The following is an 18,323-nucleotide window of genomic DNA, read 5'->3' as shown; positions in this document are numbered from 1 at the left end:
AGGAGAGTCTCAGCTTCCCGGATCGATTGCGGGCTGGCCGGGGTGGTGGACACCGGCTGGGCCGACTAGTGCGCCGCATCGACATTGATCGGGCGCAACACAACTCCCCGCGGCGAGGGAGCCGGCCTATCTGGACTACAGGCCCTCGCCGCGGCAGCTAAGAAGAAGCAGCCCGTAACGCATGATGTGTCCGAGAGTAACCCAGGCCACCGGCCACGGGCAGTGAACCCGGCCACCATTCCACCCCTTGAGACGGACTGCCGACTCCCGACCTCGTGACAACCAGTCATCAATGCCTCACCCTTGGCGACATGAGACCAGTACCCCACTACTGCACGATCGTCCCGCCGTACGTCCTCGACCGACTCGCCGAGCAGGGCCACGGACCGGCACAGCGCTCACTGGCACTCGACCTCACCCACCGCACCGCCCGGCTCCAGGCCGTCGCACCCCCACCGCCGGCCCACCACCTCACCCGCACCATCGGCGACGCCGGCCACGCCCAGCGGACACCCGGCAGGACGATCCGGCGCGAGGGCCAGGCGGCGGCCGAGGACGCGTCGGTCAACCGCGCCTACGACGGCCTCGGCGCCACCTTCGCGCTCTACGAGACCGTGTACGCCAGGAACTCCATCGACGGAGCCTGGCTGCCGCTGAACGCCACGGTCCACTACGGGCAGGACTACGACAACGCGTTCTGGGACGGCTCCCAGATGGTCTTCGGGGACGGCGACAACGTCATATTCACCGACTTCACCGCCTCCGTGGACGTGATCGGCCACGAACTCACCCACGGTGTCACCCAGTACACGGCCGGGCTCGACTACCACGACCAGCCCGGCGCGCTCAACGAGTCCGTCTCGGACGTGTTCGGCTCGCTGGTCAAGCAGCACGCCCTGCAGCAGGGCGCCGCCGACGCGGACTGGCTGATCGGTTCCGGGCTCCTCGCCCCGGGCGTCCAGGGCGTAGCACTGCGCTCGATGAAGGCCCCCGGCACGGCCTACGACGACCCGCAGCTCGGCAAGGACCCACAGCCCGCCCACCTGAGCGACTACGTCGATACCGCCGACGACCAGGGCGGGGTGCACATCAACTCCGGGATCCCCAACCACGCCTTCTACCTGCTGGCCACCGCCCTCGGCGGCAACGCCTGGGAGCGGGCCGGACAGATCTGGTACGACACCCTGACCGGCGGCCGGCTCACCCACGACGCCGACTTCACCGCCTTCGCCAAGGCCACCGTGGCCGCCGCCAAGGCGCGCTACCAGGAGCACGCGGTGGCCGACACCGTGACCGCCGCCTGGTCCCAGGTCGGGATCAGCACCACCTGAACCACCCGGCAGGACGTCGTCCTCGGCGAAAAGTCAGCACGGCCCACCGGTGCGTAGCACACTTGCAACCATGCGTATCCAGGTGACCAGGACCGGCGGCCTGGCAGGCCGAACCCAACGCGCAGAGTTGGACACCGCCGACCGACCCGACGCGCCGCACGTCCACGCCCTCGCCCGCGAGGCCGTGGCAGGTGGGCTCCGCACCCCTTCGTGCGGCGTGCCGGACGGCTTCCACTACGAGATCACCGTGGACGGCCGGACGGTTCACTGCGCGGACCCCAAACTGACCGACGCCCAGCACGAACTGGTCTCGCTGGTCCTGCGCGAGGGCATCGCGCAGCCCGCCCAGCCCGGCCTCACCGGGGGGCACTGACACCACCTCAGGGCGCGGCTCCGCTCTCCCCTGCCCGACCGACCGCACCCGGCCGCCCCCACTCGGCAGGCTGCGCTCGGCCGGCTGCACGGGCGTTCAGCTGCACACGGCCGACTGCGCACGCGTTCGGCCGACGGAGCCTCGCACCCCCGGACGGCGAGCGGCCGACCGACCGGCCCAACTCCCCTTCACGGCGGGCCCGCTCGCCCGACCGCACCTGCCCGACCGCACGCCCGACCGCACCCGCCCGACCGCACGCCCGCACGCCCGCACGCCTCCGGAGTGCTGCCCGGTCTACGGCACGTCCTCGGCGAAGGTGCGGTGCGAGGCGTCCTCCTGGGTCAGCCGCCGCAGCGCGGCCATCAGCGCATCGCCCAGCACCGTGCCGATCACGACCCCCTCCACCCGGCCGTCCGGCTCGGACCGGCCCGCGACCACGGCGACTTCGGCGGCGCTCAGACGCTCGGCGGCCGACGCGTACTCGTCGAGGAGACCGAGCAGGTCCTCCTGGCCGAGGCCCTCGTAGGTCGCCACGACCTGGATCAGCGCCCGCCGGGCCGGCCCCCCGGGCTCGACCCGCCAGCCCCGGCGCCCGACCAGCTCGGCCACCAGTCGGTCGGCCTCCTGCCACGCCCCGTCCTCACCGGCCGGGACCTTGGCCGTCACGGCGGACTGGGCGACCCCGAGCATCCCGTGCACGGTGCCGCCGGGCGAGTCGATGGCGTTCAGCACCTCGCGGGTGGCCGCGATGGAGAGCTTCCCGACGTCGAGCATGGCCCGCACCAGCTTCAGCCGCTGTACGTGCGCGGCACCGTACTGGGCCTGGTTGGGACTGGTCCGCTCCCCGGCCGGGAGCAGCCCCTCCCGCAGGTAGTACTTGATCGTGGGCAGCGGCACGCCGGTTCGACTGCTCAGCTCACCGATCCGCATCGCCTCTCCCGTCCGCCCGCCGCAACCGCCCCCACCGCCCCGGCCGCCCGGCTCGCCCGCCACGGGCCGAACCGTTATGGATAGCATACGTCTCCATACCGCACCCGCAGCACTGCCCGCTCCCCCGCCGGACCACCGGGACCACCGGCCGCACCGGCCCCGAACTCACCTCCGCGGCAACCCGATTGGACACCGCGCCCGCCCGGAGGCCACCACCGCGGACGGCCTCCGCGACTCCCGCTCCGACCCGGCGAAGCTCACCGCCACCCCCGACCCCCTCCTCCACCCACCAACTCCGCCGCCCGGCCTGCACCCGGCGCACGCGACACGCCCGGCACGCCGCAACGCCACCCGCGCGCCCTTCCCGGCAACCTCCAACTGGCCACCTTGGTCGGCCGGTTGCATCCCACCGCCACCGGGGCGACCCGCGGCCGCCGGAGCGGGGTCTGGTCGAACGCGCGCCGGGTGCGTACGCGGCCCGATGAACGCAGGGGCGCGGAGCGCTGCTCCGTCGAGCAGTGCTCCGCGCCCCTGGGGTGGCGGGTGGGTCAGAAGCCGAGCTTGCGCAGCTGCTTCGGGTCGCGCTGCCAGTCCTTGGCCACCTTGACGTGCAGGTCCAGGTAGACCGGAGTGCCGAGGAGGGCCTCGATGTGCTTGCGGGCGGTGGTGCCGACGTGCTTCAGGCGGGAGCCCTTGGCGCCGATCACGATGGCCTTCTGGCTCTGGCGCTCGATGTAGACGTTGGCATGGATGTCCAGCAGCGGGCGGTCCGCCGGGCGGCCCTCGCGCGGGAGCATCTCCTCGACCACCACGGCGAGCGAGTGCGGGAGCTCGTCCCGGACGCCTTCGAGGGCGGCCTCGCGGATCAGCTCGGCGACCATGATCTGCTCGGGCTCGTCGGTGAGGTCGCCGTCCGGGTAGAGCGGCTGGCCCTCGGGGAGCAGCTTGGTGATCAGCTCGGCGACCAGCTCGACCTGCTTGTCGCCGACCGCGGAGACCGGGATGATCTCGGCCCACTCGATGCCCAGCTCGATGCCGAGCTGGTGGATGGCGATCAGCTGCTCGGCCAGCCGCTTGGAGTCGACCAGGTCGGTCTTGGTGACGATGGCGACCTTGGGGGTCTTCTTGATCTCGGCGAGTTCCTTGGCGATGAACTTGTCGCCGGGACCGAGCTTCTGGTCGGCGGGCAGGCAGAAGCCGATCACGTCGACCTCGGCCCAGGTGCTGCGCACCAGGTCGTTGAGCCGCTCGCCGAGCAGCGTACGGGGCTTGTGCAGACCGGGGGTGTCGACCAGTACGAGCTGGGCGTCCGGGCGGTGCACGATGCCGCGCACGGTGTGCCGGGTGGTCTGCGGACGGTCGGAGGTGATCGCGACCTTCGTCCCGACCAGCGCGTTGGTCAGGGTCGACTTGCCCGCGTTCGGACGTCCGACGAAGCACGCGAACCCGGAGCGGTACGGGGATGAAGGGGCACTCATGCGCACCATTCTCCCTGATCGCATGGGCGCCGTCGGACACCGCACCCGGACGTGGCCGGGCCGGGCTCCGAGCGGGGCCCCGGGCGCCCCCTGGACGGGCCCCGGAAAGGTCCAGGACGGACCCCGAGCGGACCCCGAGCGGACCTCGAGCGACCTCCCGGACAGTGCGCCCGGCCTGGCCGCCGTCAGCGGGACTTGCGGCCCCCGGTGAACGCTCCGATGACGGTCAGCAGGAAGATCGCGATCGATCCGGCCAGCCAGAACGGCGAACCGGTCTCCTTCCAGCGGCCCATGCCCATCACGCTGAGCAGCAGTCCGGCGAAGAACGCCAGTGCCCCCATCGCACACCCCCTCGATCGCTGCCACCCTACCCGCGCACGGTGCAACGGAAAGTGCGGGCACCCCGCCGTCTCCGGGGGCGCCCGCACCTCTGCCTGCTCTGCTCTGCCTTGCCCTGCCCTGCCCTGCGGCAGTCAGCGGGCCGGCCTCAGCGCGCCTCGACGGCGGTCTTCAGCGCACCGTCCGGCCCGGCCAGCAGGACCGGGGTCCCGGCACCGCCCAGGTCGCGCACGGCGGCCAGGTCGGACTCGGCCGGCTCGGCGGCCTCGGAGACCACGGCGGCGGCCTCCAGGCTCCTGGCGCCGCTGGCCACCGCCATCGCGACGGCGGTCTGCAGCGCACTCAGCTGCAGCGATTCCAGTGCGACCGTCCCGGCCACGTAGGTCCGTCCGGTCTCGTCGCGTACGGCGGCCCCCTCCGCCACGCCGTTGCGGGCCCGCGCGGAACGGGCCAGCGTGATGATCTTCTTGTCCTCGGGGTCCAGCTCGATCAGCTCACTCATGCCGCCGAGCATAGGCGCCGAGGCCCCGACCGCCTGCGGCCGTCCACCCGGCGGGCGCCGCCCCTCAGCGGCCGCCCTCCTCGGCCAGGATGGCGCCGCGCCCCGCCGGGGCGAAGTCCGCCAGGGCCGCCGTGATCCGGGCCAGCGTCTGCGCCGACAGCCCGACCTCGCCGGCGGCCAGGTTCTCGGCGATGTGCGCGGGGGTCCGGCTGCCCGGGATCGGCACCACGTGTGCGTCCTGGTGCAGCAGCCAGGCGAGCGCCAACTGCCCCGGGGTGAGGTCGAGTTCGGCGGCGATCGCGCGCACCGGGGCGTACCGGTCGTTGTTGGCGCGCAGGTTCGCCCCGTCGTAGCGCTCCAGATTGCGCCGGAAGTCGCCCTCGGCCACCTGCTGCACGGTACCGGTGAGGAAGCCGCCGCCGAGCGGGCTCCAGGCGACCAGACCGACGCCCAGCTCCCGGGCGGCGGCCAGCAGCGCGGGATCGACCGGCTGCCACATCGACCACTGCACCTGCACCGCCGCCACCGGGTGCACCGCGTGGGCCAGGCGCAGCTGCTCCGCCGTCACGTTGGACAGACCCAGCTGCCGCACCAGCCCGGCTCCGATCAGCTCGGCGACCGCCCCGACCGTCTCCTCGAACGGCACCTGCGGATCCGGGAAGTGCGGGTAGTACAGGTCGATCGCCTCGACGCCGAGGTTGCGCAGCGACTGCTCGGCGTAGCCCCGGACGTACTTCGGGTCCAGGTTCACGGCCAGCTCACCGAAGGCGGCACTGACCGGGAAGCGGTGTGCCTCGGCGCCCTCCGGGATCCGGAAACCGAACTTGGTGGCGATCACCAGCTCGTCCCGGCGCCCGGCGACCACCCGTCCGACCAGCTGCTCGTTGTGGCCGTCCGCACCGTAGCCGTCGGCGGTGTCGATCATGGTGGCCCCGGCGTCCAGGGCGGCCCGCAGTGCCGTCTCCCCCCGCCGGTCGTCGATCTCGCCGTACATGCCGGGCGAGAGCACCATCGCCCCGAAGCCGATCGGCGAGGTGGTCAGACTGCCCAGGGTGCGTACGCTCATCGTGGATCCCTCCGTACCGTTGCGGACCGGATCCACTCTTCCGTCGTCGATGACGAACCGTCAAAGCCCTTTCGTCACCCGGCCGGTCGCATCATCTCCCGGCGCCCTTCGGGGCATGCCAGCCACTCCAGCTTCGCCGCCGTGTCCGTGCCCTTGCCGGGGTTGTGCAGCACGATGGTCAGGTCCGGCCGCTCGGGCACCCGCAGCTGGGTGGACTCGAAGCAGAGCCGCCCGACCGAGGGGTGCTCGATCTCCTTGTGGAGCATCCCGCCGGCCTTGACATCGCCCCTGGCCCAGATCTCCGCGAACTCGGGACTCGCCTCGACCAGTTCGTCCACGATCGCCTGGTAGCCGGCGTCCCAGGGCCGTTCCGAGGCGGCGGCCCGGAACTGCGCGACCACGTACCCGGCGTTCGCCTGCCAGGTGGTGTTGCGCGAGCCGTAGATCGGGTTGGTGAAGTAGCTGACCAGGCAGTTCAGATCCTGGTCGGTGTAGCCGAAGACCAGCCTGGCGGCCTCGTTGAAGGTGACGGTGTTCCAGTACGGGTCCAGGATGTGCGCCGGGAACGGCATCCAGGCGTCGATGAGCCGGCGCAGCCCTTCCGTGACCGGTGCCGCATCGACCGTCGGCAGCGGCGGGTTGAGCCCGGCCAGCACGTAGAGGTGGCGCCGCTCGGCGTCGTTGAGCCGCAGCACCCGGGAGACGGCGTCCAGCACGTGCGGGGAGACCGTGATGTCCCGCCCCTGCTCCAGCCACTGGTACCAGCTGATGCCCACCCCCGCGAGCACCGCGACCTCCTCGCGACGCAGTCCGGGGGTACGGCGCCGGGCACCGCCGTCGGGCAGTCCGGCCTCGACGGGGCTCACCCGGGCCCGGCGGCTCATCAGGAACTCACGCAGATCGCGGCGCCGCTGGGCGTCCGGGTCGAGGGTCACTGCCTGACTGGTGGTCATGCCACCAGGATAAGTACCCACTCTCCACGCCGTGCTGATCGGTCGAAGGATGGACGCATGGCAACAGACACCCTCGCGGCGCCCGAGGCGACGCCGGTCCAGCACCTCGGCCGCCGGGCCAAACTGATCCTCTTCCTGCTCTGCGCGGCCCAGTTCGCGGTCGCGCTCGACTTCTCGATCCTCAATGTGGCCCTGCCCGCGATCGGCACCGACCTCGGGCTCGGACAGGCGGACCTCCAGTGGGGCGTCACCGCCTTCGCCCTGCCGTCCGGCGGATTCCTGCTCCTCTCCGGCCGGATCGCCGACCTGTACGGGCGGCGCAGGCTCTTCCTGGCGGGTCTCGCCCTGTTCACCGCCGCCTCGGTGCTGGCCACGCTGGCCTGGGACCCGGCCGGCTTCCTGGCCGGCCGGGCGCTGCAGGGGCTGGCGGCGGCGATGATCGTTCCGTCCGGCATGTCACTGCTGACCACCACCTTCCGCGAGGGCCCCGAGCGCGACCGCGCGCTGGGCGTCTCCGGGCTGCTGCTCTCGCTCGGCTTCACCACCGGCATGCTGCTCGGCGGCGTGCTGACCGACAGCCTCGGCTGGCGCTCCACCATGGCGCTGAACGTGGTGATGGGCCTCGGCGTGCTGCTCGCCGCCCCCGGCCTGCTCACCGAGAGCCGGCTGCCCGAGCGGCCGCGGCTGGACCTGCCGGGCGCGGTGACCATCACCGGCGGACTGCTGGCGTTGATCTACGCCCTCTCCACCGCCGCGGACAGCGGGTTCGGCGCCCCCGACGTGATCGGCGGACTGGTCCTCGGCACCGCCCTGCTCGCCGCCTTCGTCCTGGTCGAGTCCCGGGCCGCCGAGCCGCTGGTCTCGCTGCGGATGCTGCGCCGTCCCAGCATCGCCTGGGGCAACCTGGGCGGCCTGGTGACCTTCTCGATGATGAGCTCGGTGGTCTTCCTCTCCACCCTCTACCTCCAGCAGGTGCTGGACCTGAGCCCCGGTACCTGCGGCCTGGTCTTCGGGGTGATGGGCCTGGCGGCGGCGGCCGGCGGCGTGCTGGCACCGAAGCTGGCCGGCCGGATCGGCGCCCACCGCACCCTGGTGGCCGGTCTGGCGGTGCAGGCCCTGTTCACCGCCGCGCTGCTGGCCGTGGGGACGGGCGGCGCCGGTGCCTGGCTGGTCGTGGTCGCCGGGTCGATCGCCTGCTTCGGCCACCTGTTCGCGATCGTGGCGTACAGCATCACCGCCACCTCGGGTCTGGCCGACGAGGAGCAGGGCCTGGCCACCGGACTGGTGACCAGCACCCAGCAGGTCGGCATCACCGTCGGCATCCCGGTGCTCAGCGCGGTCGCCGCCGCCCGCGGCGACGCCCTGCGGGCGGCCGGTGACGGCTTCGCCACCGCCACCCTGGGCGGCGTCCGGCTCGGTCTGGGCGTGGACGCGGCCGTGGTCGCCGCGGTCGCCCTGCTGGTCTGGCTCGGCCTGCGGCGCCGGGCGTGACGGAACACGACGGTGGCCCGCAGGGGTTCCCTGCGGGCCACCGTCGTTCCCGTCCCGCTCAGTGGCCGATCGGGTTGGACGGACCGGCCTTCAGCACCTTGATCAGGGTCGGCGGTCCGCTCGGCAGAGCCGCCTCCCGGGCCCGGCGCTTGCGCCAGTACGGATTGTCCTGCGGTAGATGGCTGCTCACCCTGCCGTACATCCCGAAGGTGAGCACGGCGATCCCGAAGATGAAGGCGAACAGGACGTTGGACATCCGGAAGTTGAGGATGTTGGCGTCGGGCCGGCCGAGCACGGTCAGACCGTAGAAGCCGGACAGCACGAACAGCGTGCCGACGATCATGTTGAGGTTGGAGGCGAAGATGCCTCCGACCACCGCCCCGGCGATCAGCACCAGGCCCACGACCACGGACAGGATGCTCAGCGTGCCGTTGGTCGACAGTCCGGAGATCCGGTTGCCGTGGGTGGACAGGAAGCCCGGGTGATCCAGCAGCCCCAGGATGCCGAAGATCAGCAGGAACACTCCGCCCAGCCCCGCTCCGATCCGGTAGACCTTCGCGAGCTTGTGATCGACGGGCAGTTCGTCTTGCAGTTTCATGGTGACCTCCACCACGCGGGTCAAGGCAGCACTGCTCTGCTCCGCCCTGAACCGGGCGGCCCTCCCCACGCGGACGGCGTCCGCGCCCACTCCACGCTACTCCTGGACCGGCGACCCGCCCCAGCCGGACGACCGCTGCCAGTCGGCGGGGTGGAACGGAACCTCGTGCAGGTAGAGCGAACCGCACTGCTGACAGCAGCGCAGCCCGGTCCCCCACGCGTCCTCCGGCTTCGTCTCGGATTCGGCGTCCATCTCACGGCCGCACAGAGCCTCGGTGGAACCGGGGACCCGTACCACGTGCCACATCCTGATAGCACCGGACCGACCCTCGGGACCGTACTCCGCGCGCAATTGGTGCGTCATGCCTCACATCGTCGGAGCCATCCCCCGCCCCGGCAACTCGTGCACCGTCCTGACCGTGCACTCCGGGGCGGGGGGGGAGGGGCTACTCGCCGTCGCCCCCGCCGACCTGCTGCGGCCGCAGGGGCGTGGCGACCACGGTGCCGATCCGGTTGCGGCGCCCGGCCGAGCTCTCGGCGGTCAGCCGGATCGCGGCCAGCTCGGCCGGGGCCTCCTCCGGCATCGGCACCTCGCACGAGGAGCCGGGGATCGGCACCCGTCCGAGGTGCTTGGCCAGCAGCCCGCCGACCGTCTCGACGTCCTCGTCCTCCAGCTCGATCCCGAACAGCTCGCCGAGGTCCTCGACCAGCAGCCGCGCGGTGATCCGGTACGACCCGTCGCCGAGGTCCTCGACCGGCGCGATCTCCCGGTCGTACTCGTCGGTGATCTCACCGACGATCTCCTCCAGGATGTCCTCGATGGTGACCAGTCCGGCCGTGCCGCCGTACTCGTCGATCACGATCGCCACGTGCGAGCGCATCTGCTGCATCTCGCGCAGCAGGTCGGCGGCGGGCTTGGAGTCCGGGACGAAGACCGCCGGGCGCAGCACGCTGCCGACCGGCTCGGACTCCGACTCCCGGTTGATGTGGGTACGCCGGACCAGGTCCTTGAGGTAGACGATGCCGACCACGTCGTCCTCGTTGTCGCCGACCACCGGGATCCGGGAGAAGCCGGAGCGCAGTGCCAGGGTCAGTGCCTGACGGACCGTCTTGTGGCGCTCGATCATCACCAGGTCGGTGCGCGGCACCATCACCTCGCGCACGATGGTGTCGCCCAGCTCGAAGACCGAGTGCACCATCCGGCGCTCCTCGTCCTCGATCAGGTCGTCCTTCTCGGCCAGGTCGACCAGCGCGCGCAGCTCGGCCTCGGAGGCGAACGGCCCCTCCTTGTACCCCTTGCCCGGGGTCAGCGCGTTGCCGAGCAGGATCAGCAGCCGGGGAATCGGGCCGAGGATCCTGGCCAGCGGCAGCAGCACGAAGGACGAGGCGGTGGCCGTGGTCAGCGGGTGCTGGCGGCCGATGGTGCGCGGCGAGACGCCGACCGCCACGAAGGAGACCAGCACCATCACACCGAACGCCAGCAGCACCGCCTGCCAGGTCTCCTGCAGGTTCCGGACGCAGACCACGGTGACCAGGACCGCCGCCGCCATCTCGCTGGCCACCCGGATCAGGGTGGCCAGGTTGAGGTAGCGGATCGGGTCCTTCGCCAGGGTCAGCAGCCGGGCGGCGCCACGCCGCCCGGCCCGGACCGCCTCCTCGGCACGGAACCGGGAGATCCGGGAGATCCCGGCCTCCGCGCAGGCGGCCAGCCAGCCGAGGACGACCAGGGCCAGCGCGCCGAGCAGGAAGCTCGTACTCTCACCACTCACAGCGGGCCGGCCCTCAGTGGGTGGTCGGTGCCGGGGAGAGCCCCGAGAGACCGCGGCCGGAACGCCAGTCGTCCAGGATCCGCTTCTGCAGCGCGAACATCTCGCGCTCCTCGTCCGGCTCCTCGTGGTCGTACCCGAGCACGTGCAGCACCCCGTGGACGGTGAGCAACTGGAGCTCCTCGTCCATGGAGTGCTTGGAGGGGGCAGCCAGGCCCTGCTTCTCGGCGACCTCGGGGCAGAGCACGATGTCACCGAGCAGGCCCTGCGGCAGCTCCTCGCCCTCCTTGCCGGGGCGCAGCTCGTCCATCGGGAAGGACATCACGTCGGTGGGACCGGGCAGGTCCATCCACTGGATGTGCAGCTCCTCCATGGCGGCGCCGTCCACCAGGATGACGGAGAGTTCGGCCTGCGGGTGGATCCGCATCTTGTCGAGGGCGAATCGGGCGACGTCGAGGATGGACTCCTCATCGACGTCCCAGCCGGACTCGTTGGCGATGTCGATCGACATGGAGGGCTTGGTACTCAGCTTTCGGTGCGATGGGACTGTCGGGGGGCGCGGCCCGTACCGGCCTTGCCGGTACGCCGCTGGACGGGCTTGCGGGACGGAGCCGAGGTCTCGGTCTCCTGCTGGGCGTCCCAGCGTTCGTACGCGTCCACGATCCGGCCGACCAGCTTGTGGCGGACCACGTCGGTGCTGGTGAGGACGGAGAAGTGGATGTCGGGCACGTCCGCCAGGATCTCCTGGACGATCTTGAGGCCGCTCCTGGTTCCGCCCGGGAGGTCGATCTGGCTGGTGTCGCCGGTGACCACCACCCGGGAGTTGAAGCCCAGGCGGGTGAGGAACATCTTCATCTGCTCGGGCGAGGTGTTCTGGGCCTCGTCCAGGATGATGAAGGCGTCGTTGAGGGTGCGGCCGCGCATGTAGGCGAGCGGTGCGACCTCGATGGTCCCGGCCGCCATCAGCCGCGGGATGGAGTCGGGGTCCATCATGTCGTGCAGCGCGTCGTAGAGCGGGCGCAGGTAGGGGTCGATCTTCTCGTACAGGGTGCCCGGCAGGAAGCCCAGGCGCTCGCCGGCCTCGACCGCCGGACGGGTCAGGATGATCCGGTTGACCTCCTTGGCCTGCAGGGCCTGCACGGCCTTGGCCATGGCGAGGTAGGTCTTGCCGGTGCCGGCGGGGCCGAGGCCGAAGACGATGGTGTGCTTGTCGATCGCGTCGACGTAGCGCTGCTGGTTGAGGGTCTTGGGGCGGATGGTGCGGCCCCGGTTGGACAGGATGTTCGCCGTGAACACCTCCGACGGGGCCGGGTGGGCCGGGTCCTCGGCGGCGCTCCTGAGCATGGCGATGGAGCGCTCCACGGCGTCCTCCGTCAGGGGTTGGCCGGTGCGCAGCACCAGCATCATCTCGTTGAACAGCTGCTGGACCAGGTCGACCTCGGCACGGTCGCCGGTCGCGGTCACCTCGTTGCCGCGCACATGGATGTCGGCGGCGGGAAAGCCCTGCTCGATCACCCGCAGGAGGGAGTCGGAGGCGCCGAGGAGGGTGACCATCGGGTGCCGCTCAGGGATCACGATCCGGGCACTTGCGGCGCCGGGGCGCTGCTGTCCGTTGGTGGGGGTCTGCGAAATCTCACTCATGGGTCGGCGCTGTGGCCTGCCTCATCCCATCCGTCGTCTCGTGGATGCCGCTGGGGCTCTCCGGGTCACCAGGGTACGCCGCGCAGGTATTCGCCGTGGCGGCGCGGCACCTGGGGCGGCGCATTCGATGCTGGGGCAGATCGCCCCGTTGTGCGACTGCTTTTCGACTCACCGGCGCGGCGGCACCGGGACGCGCGCGAGGTCCTCGGCGATCACCAGGTCCCCGTCGAAGTACTTGCGGGCCTCGGCGAGATGGCCGTCGAGGTCCGGGTACCGCTGGGAGAAGTGGGTGAGCACCAGGGTGCGTACGCCCGTCTCGGCGGCGACCCTGGCGGCCTGGGCGGCGGTGAGGTGGCCGTGCTCCTCGGCGAGGTGGGCGTCGGCGTCCAGGAAGGTCGCCTCGATCACCAGCAGGTCGGCGCGGTCGGCCAGTTCGTACACCCCGTCGCACAGGCGGGTGTCCATCACGAAGGCGAAGCGCTGACCCGGCCTCGGCTCACTGACCTCGGCCAGGGTGACCGTGCGGCCGTCCAGTCCGATCGCGCCGTCGCGCTGGAGGCGGCCGACGGCCGGGCCCCGGATGCCGAACGCGGCCAGCCGCTCGGGCAGCATCCGGCTGCCGTCGGGCTCGGTGAGGCGGTAGCCGAAGGACTCCACGGGGTGCGAGAGCCGCCGGGCCTCCAGCGCGAAGGGGGCACCGGGGGCGTCCAGTGGTCCCGGCCCGCCGATCGGGCGCGGGCGCAGCTCGGCGGTCTCGTGGTACGCGGTGGAGTGCCGCAGCCGCTCGAAGTAGACCTGGCCCCCGGCCGGGTAGTAGGCGTCCACGGGGTGCGGGACGCGGTCCAGGTTGATCCGCTGGATCACCCCGGCGAGGCCGAGGCAGTGGTCGCCGTGGAAGTGGGTCACCCCGATGCGGGTGATCTGGGTGGCCGAGACCCCGGCGTGCAGCATCTGCCGCTGGGTGCCCTCGCCCGGGTCGAACAGCAGGCCCTCGCCGTCCCAGCGGAGCAGGTAGCCGTTGTGGTTGCGGTGCCGGGTGGGCACCTGGCTGGCGGTGCCGAGGACGACGAGTTCGCGCTGCGACACGGTGTCAGACCATGTTCTCGTTCATCGGCCTGCCACCGAGGACGTGGACATGGGCGTGGAAGATGGTCTGGCCCGCGCCCGCACCGGTGTTGAAGATCAACCGGTAGCCGGACTCGACGATCTTCTCGTCCGCCGCGACCTCACCGGCCTGGAAGAGCAGCTCGGCCGTGATCTCCGGCTCGGCGTCGGCCAGCGCGGCGGCGTTCGGGTAGTGCACCTTGGGGATGACCAGGACGTGGGTGGGGGCCTTGGGGCTGATGTCCCGGAAGGCGAGGGTGCGCTCGGTCTCCCGGACCACGGTCGCCGGGATCTCGCCCGCCACGATCTTGCAGAACAGGCAGTCGGACTGCGGCTCGCCGGCCATCTCGCTCTCCTCAAGCTGGTCTTCGCTGATCGGTCATCACTACCGCCCGCAGCCTAGCCCAGGGCGGGCGCCGCACGGACGGCGACCGTGCGGCGCCCCGGGGACGCGGTGGGCCCGGACCGGCCCGGACGGGTCTACAGCTCCGGGAGCTCCGGGGCCGTCCGGGCCGGGTTCCCGGCCAGCTCCGCGAGCGCGATGCGGACGCCCTCGGCGAGCTGCGGGTCCTCCCCGGCGGCCCAGGCGTGCGGCGGCATCGGCACCTCGACGTCCGGGTCCACCCCGTGGTTCTCCACGCCCCAGCCGTAGCCCTCCAGCCAGAACGAGTACTTGGGCTGGGTCACCAGGGTGCCGTCCACCAGGCGGTACTTGCCGTCGATGCCGATCACGCCGCCCCAGGTGCGGGTGCCGACCACCGGTCCGATCCCGAGCGCCTGGATCGCCGCGTTGACGATGTCGCCGTCCGAGCCGGACATCTCGTTGGCCAGCGCCACCACCGGACCGCGCGGTGCGTCCCTCGGGTAGGAGATGCCTCCGGCGACGTCGCGGGTGAGGTCCCAGCCGACGATCCTCCGGTTGAGCTTCTCGATGATCAGCTGGGAGGTGTGGCCGCCCCGGTTCTCCCGGATGTCGACGATCACACCCTCCTTGGCCAGCTCGACCTTCAGGTCGCGGTGGATCTGGGCCCAGCCGTTGCTCTGCATGTCCGGGATGTGCAGGTAGCCGAGCCGGCCGGCCGAGAGCTCCCGGACGGCGGCGCGGCGGTCGGCCACCCAGTCGTGGTAGCGCAGCGGCTCGTCGTCGGCCAGCGGGACCACCACCGGGTGGCGCTCGACGCCGTCCTTCCCGGCGACGGTGAGCTCGACCGGCTGCCCCGCGGTGCCCGCGAGCAGCGGGGCGGGGCCGGTGACCGGGTCCACCGAACGGCCGTTGACGGCCAGCACCGCGTCCCCGGGCCGGACGGCGGCGCCGGGCGCGGCCAGCGGGGACCGGGCCCGCGGGTCCGAGGACTCGCCCGGCAGGATCCGCTCGACCCGCCACAGCTCGCCGTCCTTGACCAGGTCGGCGCCGAGCAGCCCCTGCCGGTGGGCGTCGTGGGCGCCGCGCCCGTTCGGCATCACGTACGCGTGCGAGGTGCCGAGTTCACCGACCGTCTCCCAGAGCAGGTCGACCAGGTCGTCGTGCGAACCGCAGCGGTCGACCAGCGGCCGGTAGCGCTCCAGCGTGCCGGCCCAGTCGTGGCCGCCCAGGTCCGCGCGCCAGTAGTTGTCGCGCATCAGACGGCCGTTCTCGTCGAACATCTGGCGCCACTCGGCGGCCGGGTCCACGGTGACCCGGACCCGGTCGAGGTCGACGGCGAGGTCCTCGTCCTCACCGGCCTTCCGGTCGGCCGGCACGATCCGCAGGCCGCCCTGGTCGAACACGGCGGCCCGGGTGCCGTCGCCGCTCACGGTGAAGCCGTCCACCTCGGCCACCAGCCGCTCGGTGCGCAGTTTCCTGAAGTCGAAGCGCTCCAGCGCCGCGCGCGGCTGCACGTCCTCCAGCGAGGCGGCGGTGTCGCCGAGGCTGCCGAGCAGCGGCTGCCTGGTCCAGAGCACGCCGTCCCTGGCCGCCCGCAGGCTGCCGAAGCTCCCGCCCTCGACCGGGAAGGGGACGATCCGGTCGGCGATGCCCTCCAGGTCGACCCGGGTGACCGGGGCCGGCTCGGCGCCCTCCTCGGAGCCCGCCTTCCCGGCCGCCCCGGGCTCCTCCTCGACGCCGGCCGGTCGGCCGGCCCGCTGCGGGCCGAACGGCGAGGGGGTGTCCGCGGCCAGCGTGATCAGGAACGGCCGGGTGCCGGTCGGGAAGGACAGGTCGAAGATGTGCGCGTCGTAGACCGGGTCGAAGTTGCGCACCGAGAGGAAGACCAGGTACCTGCCGTCCGCCGTGAAGACCGGCGAGTAGTCGATGAAGCGCGGCTGGGTGGCCTCGCTGACCGTACGGTCCGTCAGGTCCGCCAGCATGATCTGCCGCAGCGAGCCGGTGTCGACGACCGGGTGGGACCAGGTCAGCCAGCGCGAGTCCGGGGCGAAGGCCAGGTCGCTGACCTCGCCCTGCTCGCTGCGGGCCAGCTCGTGGACGGCGCCGTCGGCCAGCGTGACCAGCAGCACCCGGCCGTCGTGCGAGGCGACTGCGGCCTGCCTGCCGTCCGGGGAGAGCGCCAGGTCACGGACCCGGCCGAGCGCGCCGGACGCCAGCCGGCGGCGTTCGGCGCCCAGCACGGCGGGGGCGTACTCCAGTGCGTCGTCCCCCTCGGCGTCGGTCACCCAGAGCGCGCCCTGCGCACCGTTGGCGCCGGGTACGACGCGGGCCAGCCTGGCCCGCACCCCCGGGGTCTCCGCCAGCACCCGGGAGGGACCCTGACGGTGGGTCAGCCAGTGCACGCTGCCGCGCACCACCACGGCGCTGGCCCGGCCCGTGCGGTCGGGGGCGACGCTCTCCAACTGCCCGGCGGCCGGGGTCGGGTGCGGGACGCGGCCGGTGCGCGGACCGGCCAGCGTGATCTCCAGGCGGCGCGGCGCGGAGCCGTCCAGGCCGTCCAGGATCCACACGTCGCCGGCGCTGTGCCAGACGACCCGGGTGCCGTCCGTGGCGGCGTTGCGGGCGTAGAACTCCCCGTCGCTGTGCCGCCGCAGGTCGGTGCCGTCCGGCAGGCTGGAGTACAGCTGCCCGACGCCCTCGTGGTCGGAGAGGAAGGCTATCCGGCCGCCCACCCAGAGCGGGGACTCGATGTTGCCGTCCAGATCGGCGTGCACCCGGTCGAACTCCCGGTCACCGATCCACAACTTGCCCGCCCGGCCGCCGCGGTAGCGCTTCCACCAGGCGGGCTCGCGGTTGGAGGAGCTGGACAGCAGGGCCCGTGCACCGCCGGGTTCGAAGGCGAGGCCCCCGACCGGCCCGTACGGCAGCCGGGTCGGCTCACCGCCGTCCAGCGGGACGGCGAACGCCCAGGTACGGCGGACGGTCGCCTGGCCGGCGGTGGTGACCGCGACCGGACGGCCGTCCTCGGTCCACCCGCGCAGCAGCGTCTGGGCACTGCCCCAGTAGGTGAGTCTGCGGGCGGGACCGCCCTCGGCGGGGGCGACGTGGATCTCGGGGGCGCCGTCGCGGGTCGACGTCCAGGCGATGTGCCGCCCGTCCGGCGAGAACCGGGGGTGGCTCACCGGCGTCTGATCGGCGGTCAGCCGCCAGGCCCGGCCGCCAACGATCGGCGCGAGCCAGATGTCGTCCTCGGCCACGAAGGTCACGAGGTCGCCGTGCAGGTGCGGATGGCGCAGATAGGCGCCTGCTGAGGTGCTCTGAGCATCAGTCACGGCCGTCACCCTACGCACGGCCCCCACCCCGCGCGACGGGTTTCGTCCCGAGCGAACCCGCCGCCCGCGGCGCCCGGAGCGCGGGGGAACCGCCCGCGCACCACGGCGTCGCACCGGCGCCTCACGGGGCGCCCCGAACCGGCCCCGTCGCAGGACCACGGACCCGGCCGGCCCACCTGCGCCGCCCGGACGCAGCCCCGCTCCGCCCCTGCGGCACCTTCCGGGAGGCCCGGGGCGGGGGGATCAGCCCCAGCGGCCCGTCCGCCCGAGCAGCAGCGCCCCCGCCGCCACCCCCGCGGTGGACGTCCGGAGCACCGAGGACCCCAGCCGGTAGGGCTTCGCCCCGGCCTCGGCGAAGGCGGCGAGCTCGTCCGGCGACACCCCGCCCTCGGGACCGACGATCAGCACGATGTCCCCGCCCGGTGGGAGCTGCGCACTCGCCAGCGGCTCCGCGCCCTCCTCGTGCAGCACCGCGGCGAGCGCCGCCTGCCCGAGCAGCGGCGCCAGCTGGCGCGTCGTCATCAGCTCGCGCACCTCGGGGAAGCGCAGCCGGCGCGACTGCTTCCCGGCCTCGCGCGCGGTGGCCCGCCACTTGGCGAGGGCCTTGGCGCCCCGGTCACCCTTCCACTGGGTGATGCAGCGGGCGGCGGCCCACGGGACGACCACGTCCACGCCGACCTCGGTCATGGTCTCGACGGCGAGTTCGCCGCGGTCACCCTTGGGCAGTGCCTGGACGACCACGATCCTGGGCGCGGGCTCCGCCTCCCGGCGCACGGCCTCGACCGTGACCTCCAGCACGTCCTTGCCCTGGACGGCCGTGACCGTACCGTCCACACCGAGGCCGAGGCCGTCCGCGAGCGTCACCGCCTCGCCGGTCTCCAGCCGCTTCACGGCGACGGCGTGCCGCCCCTCGGGGCCGTCGACCCGGACCACCGACCCGGGAACGGCGGCGGCCAGCCGGTCGGTCTCGACGACGAACACGGGCGCGGTCATGGCGTTTTCCTCGGAGATCTCGTAGCGGTACAGCGGCGCCCGGCGACTCCCACGGGAGTCGCC

18 protein-coding genes are annotated in these 18,323 nt (G+C 72.6%); 3 read left to right on the top strand and 15 right to left on the bottom strand.

What is annotated here, in order from left to right:
- Positions 1-311 precede the first annotated feature (311 nt).
- The gene (locus ACFC1R_RS07890) at positions 312-1,331 is read left to right on the top strand and encodes a M4 family metallopeptidase (protein WP_375934457.1); all 1,020 of its coding nucleotides are present in this window, start codon (positions 312-314) and stop codon (positions 1,329-1,331) included.
- Positions 1,332-1,401: 70 nt separating this feature from the next.
- On the top strand, positions 1,402-1,704 hold the full coding sequence (locus ACFC1R_RS07885) for a protealysin inhibitor emfourin (RefSeq protein ID WP_375934454.1): 303 nt from the start codon (positions 1,402-1,404) through the stop codon (positions 1,702-1,704).
- 294 nt (positions 1,705-1,998) lie between these two features.
- Here the strand turns inward: ACFC1R_RS07885 and ACFC1R_RS07880 are convergent, their stop codons facing one another.
- From ACFC1R_RS07880 to ACFC1R_RS07855, 6 genes are all read right to left on the bottom strand, one after another.
- Positions 1,999-2,634 (bottom strand): MerR family transcriptional regulator, encoded by a 636-nt coding sequence (locus tag ACFC1R_RS07880; RefSeq protein WP_375934451.1) that lies wholly within the window; start codon positions 2,632-2,634, stop codon positions 1,999-2,001.
- 548 nt (positions 2,635-3,182) lie between these two features.
- A complete protein-coding gene (era, locus tag ACFC1R_RS07875) occupies positions 3,183-4,112 on the bottom strand; it encodes a GTPase Era (RefSeq protein WP_375934448.1) in 930 nt (309 codons plus the stop codon).
- Positions 4,113-4,297: 185 nt separating this feature from the next.
- Complete coding sequence (locus tag ACFC1R_RS07870) at positions 4,298-4,453, bottom strand: hypothetical protein (RefSeq protein ID WP_375934445.1); 156 nt, start codon at positions 4,451-4,453, stop codon at positions 4,298-4,300.
- Between the two features lie 146 nt (positions 4,454-4,599).
- Positions 4,600-4,965, bottom strand: a complete 366-nt coding sequence (locus tag ACFC1R_RS07865) for a cytidine deaminase (protein WP_375934442.1) — start codon at positions 4,963-4,965, stop codon at positions 4,600-4,602.
- A gap of 52 nt (positions 4,966-5,017) precedes the next feature.
- Positions 5,018-6,019, bottom strand: a complete 1,002-nt coding sequence (locus ACFC1R_RS07860; RefSeq protein WP_375934439.1) for an aldo/keto reductase — start codon at positions 6,017-6,019, stop codon at positions 5,018-5,020.
- Positions 6,020-6,093: 74 nt separating this feature from the next.
- A complete protein-coding gene (locus tag ACFC1R_RS07855; protein ID WP_375934436.1) occupies positions 6,094-6,972 on the bottom strand; it encodes a helix-turn-helix transcriptional regulator in 879 nt (292 codons plus the stop codon).
- Between the two features lie 57 nt (positions 6,973-7,029).
- Between ACFC1R_RS07855 and ACFC1R_RS07850 the strand changes: the two genes are divergently transcribed.
- Complete coding sequence (locus ACFC1R_RS07850; RefSeq protein WP_375934433.1) at positions 7,030-8,463, top strand: MFS transporter; 1,434 nt, start codon at positions 7,030-7,032, stop codon at positions 8,461-8,463.
- 58 nt (positions 8,464-8,521) lie between these two features.
- Here ACFC1R_RS07850 and ACFC1R_RS07845 read toward each other — a convergent pair whose 3' ends face one another.
- From ACFC1R_RS07845 to ACFC1R_RS07805, 9 genes are all read right to left on the bottom strand, one after another.
- Entirely contained in the window at positions 8,522-9,061 is a 540-nt protein-coding gene (locus tag ACFC1R_RS07845) for a DUF4383 domain-containing protein (protein WP_375934430.1), read from the bottom strand.
- Positions 9,062-9,157: 96 nt separating this feature from the next.
- Positions 9,158-9,424, bottom strand: coding sequence for a hypothetical protein (locus ACFC1R_RS07840; protein WP_375934427.1), 267 nt, complete (start codon positions 9,422-9,424; stop codon positions 9,158-9,160).
- A gap of 82 nt (positions 9,425-9,506) precedes the next feature.
- The gene (locus ACFC1R_RS07835; RefSeq protein ID WP_375934424.1) at positions 9,507-10,829 is read right to left on the bottom strand and encodes a hemolysin family protein; all 1,323 of its coding nucleotides are present in this window, start codon (positions 10,827-10,829) and stop codon (positions 9,507-9,509) included.
- 13 nt (positions 10,830-10,842) lie between these two features.
- Complete coding sequence (gene ybeY / locus ACFC1R_RS07830) at positions 10,843-11,337, bottom strand: rRNA maturation RNase YbeY (RefSeq protein ID WP_045302144.1); 495 nt, start codon at positions 11,335-11,337, stop codon at positions 10,843-10,845.
- Between the two features lie 14 nt (positions 11,338-11,351).
- Positions 11,352-12,458, bottom strand: coding sequence for a PhoH family protein (locus ACFC1R_RS07825; protein WP_375934885.1), 1,107 nt, complete (start codon positions 12,456-12,458; stop codon positions 11,352-11,354).
- Positions 12,459-12,635: 177 nt separating this feature from the next.
- A complete protein-coding gene (locus ACFC1R_RS07820; RefSeq protein ID WP_375934420.1) occupies positions 12,636-13,553 on the bottom strand; it encodes a ribonuclease Z in 918 nt (305 codons plus the stop codon).
- Positions 13,554-13,557: 4 nt separating this feature from the next.
- Complete coding sequence (locus ACFC1R_RS07815; protein WP_375934417.1) at positions 13,558-13,917, bottom strand: histidine triad nucleotide-binding protein; 360 nt, start codon at positions 13,915-13,917, stop codon at positions 13,558-13,560.
- A gap of 134 nt (positions 13,918-14,051) precedes the next feature.
- Positions 14,052-17,267: a PDZ domain-containing protein gene (locus ACFC1R_RS07810; protein ID WP_375934414.1), complete on the bottom strand. Its 3,216-nt coding sequence runs from the start codon at positions 17,265-17,267 to the stop codon at positions 14,052-14,054.
- A 243-nt stretch (positions 17,268-17,510) separates the two neighbouring features.
- Positions 17,511-18,260: a 16S rRNA (uracil(1498)-N(3))-methyltransferase gene (locus tag ACFC1R_RS07805; protein WP_375934883.1), complete on the bottom strand. Its 750-nt coding sequence runs from the start codon at positions 18,258-18,260 to the stop codon at positions 17,511-17,513.
- Between the last annotated feature and the right edge of the window lie 63 nt (positions 18,261-18,323).

The sequence above is a fragment of the Kitasatospora sp. NPDC056138 genome (genome assembly GCF_042264695.1).
Classification (GTDB): domain Bacteria; phylum Actinomycetota; class Actinomycetes; order Streptomycetales; family Streptomycetaceae; genus Kitasatospora.
The sequence above is the reverse complement of the archived record's forward strand: the minus strand, read 5'-3'. Positions and strand labels throughout refer to the sequence as shown.

Bases quoted from the DNA above. Each gene is read 5' to 3' on its own strand.
- ACFC1R_RS07850 (WP_375934433.1), top strand. From the start codon at position 7,030: ATGGCAACAGACACCCTCGCGGCGCCCGAGGCGACGCCGGTCCAGCAC.
- ACFC1R_RS07890 (WP_375934457.1), top strand. From the start codon at position 312: ATGAGACCAGTACCCCACTACTGCACGATCGTCCCGCCGTACGTCCTC.
- ACFC1R_RS07860 (WP_375934439.1), bottom strand. From the start codon at position 6,019: ATGAGCGTACGCACCCTGGGCAGTCTGACCACCTCGCCGATCGGCTTC.
- ACFC1R_RS07865 (WP_375934442.1), bottom strand. From the start codon at position 4,965: ATGCTCGGCGGCATGAGTGAGCTGATCGAGCTGGACCCCGAGGACAAG.
- ACFC1R_RS07805 (WP_375934883.1), bottom strand. From the start codon at position 18,260: ATGACCGCGCCCGTGTTCGTCGTCGAGACCGACCGGCTGGCCGCCGCC.
- ACFC1R_RS07885 (WP_375934454.1), top strand. From the start codon at position 1,402: ATGCGTATCCAGGTGACCAGGACCGGCGGCCTGGCAGGCCGAACCCAA.
- ybeY (WP_045302144.1), bottom strand. From the start codon at position 11,337: ATGTCGATCGACATCGCCAACGAGTCCGGCTGGGACGTCGATGAGGAG.
- ACFC1R_RS07815 (WP_375934417.1), bottom strand. From the start codon at position 13,917: ATGGCCGGCGAGCCGCAGTCCGACTGCCTGTTCTGCAAGATCGTGGCG.
- ACFC1R_RS07840 (WP_375934427.1), bottom strand. From the start codon at position 9,424: ATGACGCACCAATTGCGCGCGGAGTACGGTCCCGAGGGTCGGTCCGGT.
- ACFC1R_RS07870 (WP_375934445.1), bottom strand. From the start codon at position 4,453: ATGGGGGCACTGGCGTTCTTCGCCGGACTGCTGCTCAGCGTGATGGGC.
- ACFC1R_RS07845 (WP_375934430.1), bottom strand. From the start codon at position 9,061: ATGAAACTGCAAGACGAACTGCCCGTCGATCACAAGCTCGCGAAGGTC.
- era (WP_375934448.1), bottom strand. From the start codon at position 4,112: ATGAGTGCCCCTTCATCCCCGTACCGCTCCGGGTTCGCGTGCTTCGTC.
- ACFC1R_RS07880 (WP_375934451.1), bottom strand. From the start codon at position 2,634: ATGCGGATCGGTGAGCTGAGCAGTCGAACCGGCGTGCCGCTGCCCACG.
- ACFC1R_RS07855 (WP_375934436.1), bottom strand. From the start codon at position 6,972: ATGACCACCAGTCAGGCAGTGACCCTCGACCCGGACGCCCAGCGGCGC.